The organism is Promicromonospora kroppenstedtii DSM 19349 (assembly GCF_000515355.1).
GTDB classification, from domain to species: domain Bacteria; phylum Actinomycetota; class Actinomycetes; order Actinomycetales; family Cellulomonadaceae; genus Promicromonospora; species Promicromonospora kroppenstedtii.
In genome coordinates this window covers 98548-102506 of the sequence record NZ_KI911765.1, presented here as the reverse complement: position 1 = coordinate 102506, position 3959 = coordinate 98548, and the positions used below count along the sequence as shown (strand labels likewise).

Sequence of the window (3959 nt, the reverse complement as noted above, 5' to 3'; positions counted from 1 at the left end):
GCCGCCCGCCGCCCGCCGCCCGGCGTCAGCGCGTGACGACCAGCTCCGACCACGCGGGGATCAGCACGCCTCGCGCCGCCCGACGTCGCACGATGCGCAGCGGCCGGTCCTCGGACCACAGCATGCGCAGCAGGGTGCCGATCTCGGCCCTGGCGAGCGCCGCGCCCAGGCACAGGTGGCGGCCGGCGCCGAACCAGAGCTGGCGGGACTCCCGCACGTATGGGCGATCGGCCCGGAACGGGCCCGCGGCGGCGTTCGCCGACCAGACCAGCAGCATGATCCGCTCACCGGCACGCAACGCCGCACCGCCCACCTCGACGTCGGCCGCCACCCCTCTGCCGATCACCGACGCGGGACTGGTCACGCGCAGCCCTTCGCGGACCACGTTCTCGACCGGGTCCGCCTCCCCGGGGTTCAGCAGCCGGGCCGCCCGCTCGTCGTCCACCGCCGCGCCGAGCGCGACGACAGCTGCCCCCGCCTCGGTACCCGCCCGGAGCGCCTCGGTACCCGCCCGGAGCGACGCGAGCATCCGATGCTGCTCACCCGTGTCGACCAGCAGAGCGGTGATCCGGGCCATGGCGCTCGCGGCGGTCTCGGTGCCCGCGACCATGAGCAGCGAGGCCAGGCCGGACGTCTCGGTCAGTCCGAGGCCGAGCTCTCGGCAGCGGCCGAGCAGGGTGTCCGGCGGCGCGTTCCGCCAGCCGTCGGGGATCCCGGCGTTCAGCTCGGCGGCGATGCCCCGCGCGGTCGCCACCTGGGCCGGCGTCAGGATCGTCGAGCCGGCGGTGCCCAGCGCCACGGTGGCGAGCCGCTCACCGGTCTCGAAGATTCGCAGCGCACCCTCGTCGTCGGGCCAGGACCCGCCGTGCCCGGCGGGGCGCGGGACCCCCAGCAGGCTGATGACCATGCGGCCCACCAGGATCCGGGCGAGGTGCGCGACGTCCAGCGTTCCGCCTGAGCGCAGCGCCTCGCCGGCGACGGCGACCCGCTCGTCCCACGCGGCGCTCACGAGCTCCCGCGAGACGGCCTCCGTGAACAGTTCGCGCGTGCGGGAGCGCAGGTCGTGGTGTCCCGCACCGTCGAAGAGGTCGAGCACCCAGTCGCCGAGGATCTGGGCCCAGAGGTTCCCTACGCCGCCCTCGCCGAGGATGGTGAACGAGCGGTGGTCGCGCAGGACCGTGCGAGCCACCACCGGGTCGGCGGTGACCCACCCGATGCCCGGCACCTTGCGCACCGGTGAACCATTGAGCGGCCACCGCTGGGCAGCGGTACCCGCCAGGAGCAGGCCGGCCATCGCGGGCCGGGCTCGGTAGAGGAGGCCGAGCTCGTGCCGGGTGGTCGGGAGGATCGGGATCACGGCCGTCACCCTACGGGCGGGCGCGCCGGGCACGGTACCGGGGTCGGGCGCTCGGCCGTGCAGGCCCTGGACGTCGAGCTCGGCAACGGCTGATCGCCCAGCCGTCACCATCGCGTCACGGGCGTGCCCTAATCTGTCCCGGGTGCTTCCCGAACCGGCCGCCGTGCTGAACCCGGTCAACACTCGACCTGCCGAGCCGTCCGCGTCCTACCAGCGGACTCAGCAGCCCCAGCAGTCGTCGAGGCCTGTCGCCCGCATCGCCGAGGTGGCCGTCCACCTGCCCGAGAACAGCCGGGACGTGGCCGAGACCGAGCGCGACCTGCACCGCAGGAACCCGAAGGTCGCGCCTCGTCTCCCGATGGTGTCGCGGCTGACCGGCGTGCGCCGTGTCCATGTGGCCGACGCCGACCAGCAGGCCTCCGACCTGGCCGTCGCCGCCTCCCGGACCCTGCTGGAGCGGGCGGGCCTGGGGCCCGGCGATGTCGACCTGCTGATCTTCGCGTCCGCGACCCAGGACATGATCGAGCCCGCCACCAGCCACATCACGGCGGCCAAGCTCGGCGTCCGGGCGCCCGTGATGGACGTCAAGAACGCCTGCAACTCCGTGCTCAACGGGATCGAGGTGGCCGAGGCCCTCATCGGGACCGGCCGGTACCGGCGCGTGCTGGTCGCGTGCGGCGAGATGCCGACGCGCGGCGTCCGGTGGGACGTGCCCGACCGGGCGACCTACGCCATGTCCGCCGCCGGCTACACCATGTCCGACGGCGGGGCCGCGGTGCTGGTGGAGGCGGCCGAGGCGCCGTCCGGCTTCGAGGACGACCTGGCCGCCGAGCTGGCGGGGCTGGTCGCGTCCGGCGACCGGCCCTCGGGGATCCTCGGCTCGGCGTTCACGGCCGAGTCGCAGCACTGGGACGTCGGCATGCTGCCGGGCGGCGGCACCGTCAACCCGCGCGACCCGGAGCGCAGCTACTTCGAGATCGACGGCTCGCGGCTGCGCGAGGCGTTCCTCGCGCTCGGCCCCGGGCCCGTGCAGGAGGCGCTGGACCAGGCGGGCGTGACCATGGACGAGGTCGCGCTCGTCGCGGTGCACCAGGTCGCCGTCGGCTACCTCGCCGACGTGCACGCGGCGCTCGGCGTGCCCGCCGACCGCACGATCGTCACGGTGGCCGACCACGGCAACCTGGCCTCCGCAACGCTGCCGCTGCAGCTCGTGACGGCCCTGGAGTCGGGCCGGCTGCGGCGCGGCGACGTGGTGCTGCTCCTCGGGCTGGCGGGCGGCATCAGCATGGGTGCGATGGTGGTTCGGTGGTGACACGGGGTACCGGAGCGGAGCGCGGCGAAGGCGGGGCGACAACACCGCCCCGCCTCGCCGTCGTCGTGCCCGCGCTGAACGAGGCGCACGAGCACGGGATCCTGCGCACCCTCGAGGCGCTGCACGCCCAGGAGGACGACGACTTCGACCTGGTCGTGGTGGACAACGGCTCCACGGACGGCACCCCCGACGTCGTCCGCAAGGCGATCGCCGACTGGGGGCGGTTGCGCTGGCAGGTGGTGACCGAGCCGGAGAAGGGGACCGGGGCCGCGGCCGACACGGGGATGCGGACCGCGATCGCCCTGGGCGCCGAGCTGCTGGCACGGACCGACGCCGACTGCCTGCCGCCACCCGGGTGGACCCGCGCGGTGCGCGAGGCGTTCGCGTCCGGCGACGAGCTGGTCGCCGGGCGGCTCGTGCCACGCAGGGACGACCTGCCGGTCTCGCGGTTCCAGCAGGGCGTGCTGTCGTTGGCGCTGTGGGTCTCCAGCGCGTTCGGCAAGGTGCGGCCCGGGAACCAGGACGAGGGGTACCTGGGGCCGTACGTGATGGCGCCGGGCTGCAACATGGCGATCACGGCGTTCCTGTACGAGCGGGCGGGCGGGTTCCCGCGCACCCGGATCGAGGACGTGCACGAGGACCGCGCCCTGGTCAACGCCGTGCGCCGGCTGACCACGCGGTACGCGGAGCACCGCGAGGTCTGGGTACGGGCGTCGACCCGCCGCGTGCACGCGTGGGGTCTGGTGCGCACGCTCGGCTGGTACGCCGACCACCGCTACCGGCCCGAGGTCGTGGACATCCGATGACGGACGTACCCACCGAGGGCCGTCCGCCGACCGGTGCCGGGCCTTCGCCGGCCACGGCAGTTCCTGTCAGGACGGGCCCGGCTCCGGCAGGAACTGCTGTGGTGGACAGCGGTCGGACGGGCGGGGCCGAGGCGCTCTGGGAGGAGCGGGTGCAGCGGGCCGCGCACCCGCTCGCGTACCCGGCGCTCCGGTTCGTGCGGCGCCGCCCGGTGGTGCGGGTCCCGCGCATCGGCGTGGTGGTGAGCGACGCCGCGATCGCGCGCGAGGTGCTGCTCGACCTGGACCACTTCTCCAAGGTGGGCCCGGGAGCGCCGTCGGACCTGTGGACGCCCGTGCTCGGGCCGTCCGTGCTGCTCAACATGGAGGGCGCGGAGCATGCCGCGCTGCGGCGCGCGCTCGGGCCGTTGTTCTCGCCCCGGGCGGTGCGGGAGCTGGTGTCCGGGGCCGGCGTCGCGGACGGCGTCGGCGTGCTGCCGGACCTGAC

3 protein-coding genes and 1 pseudogene are annotated in these 3959 nt (G+C 75.0%); 3 read left to right on the top strand and 1 reads right to left on the bottom strand.

Annotated features, from left to right (window positions below; translation table 11 throughout):
* Positions 1–25 precede the first annotated feature (25 nt).
* Positions 26–1357, bottom strand: coding sequence for a cytochrome P450 (locus PROKR_RS30005; RefSeq protein WP_245606039.1), 1332 nt, complete (start codon positions 1355–1357; stop codon positions 26–28).
* 142 nt (positions 1358–1499) lie between these two features.
* Here PROKR_RS30005 and PROKR_RS30000 point away from each other — a divergent pair, with 142 nt between their 5' ends.
* The 3 genes and pseudogenes from PROKR_RS30000 to PROKR_RS29990 all read left to right on the top strand — a co-directional run.
* Positions 1500–2669, top strand: coding sequence for a 3-oxoacyl-ACP synthase III family protein (locus PROKR_RS30000; protein ID WP_245606038.1), 1170 nt, complete (start codon positions 1500–1502; stop codon positions 2667–2669).
* Positions 2666–3475: a glycosyltransferase family 2 protein gene (locus PROKR_RS29995; protein WP_051433520.1), complete on the top strand. Its 810-nt coding sequence runs from the start codon at positions 2666–2668 to the stop codon at positions 3473–3475. The genes PROKR_RS30000 and PROKR_RS29995 overlap by 4 nt, the downstream gene beginning before the upstream one ends.
* 98 nt (positions 3476–3573) lie before the next feature.
* A pseudogene (locus PROKR_RS29990) lies at positions 3574–3959 on the top strand (cytochrome P450); the annotation flags it as partial.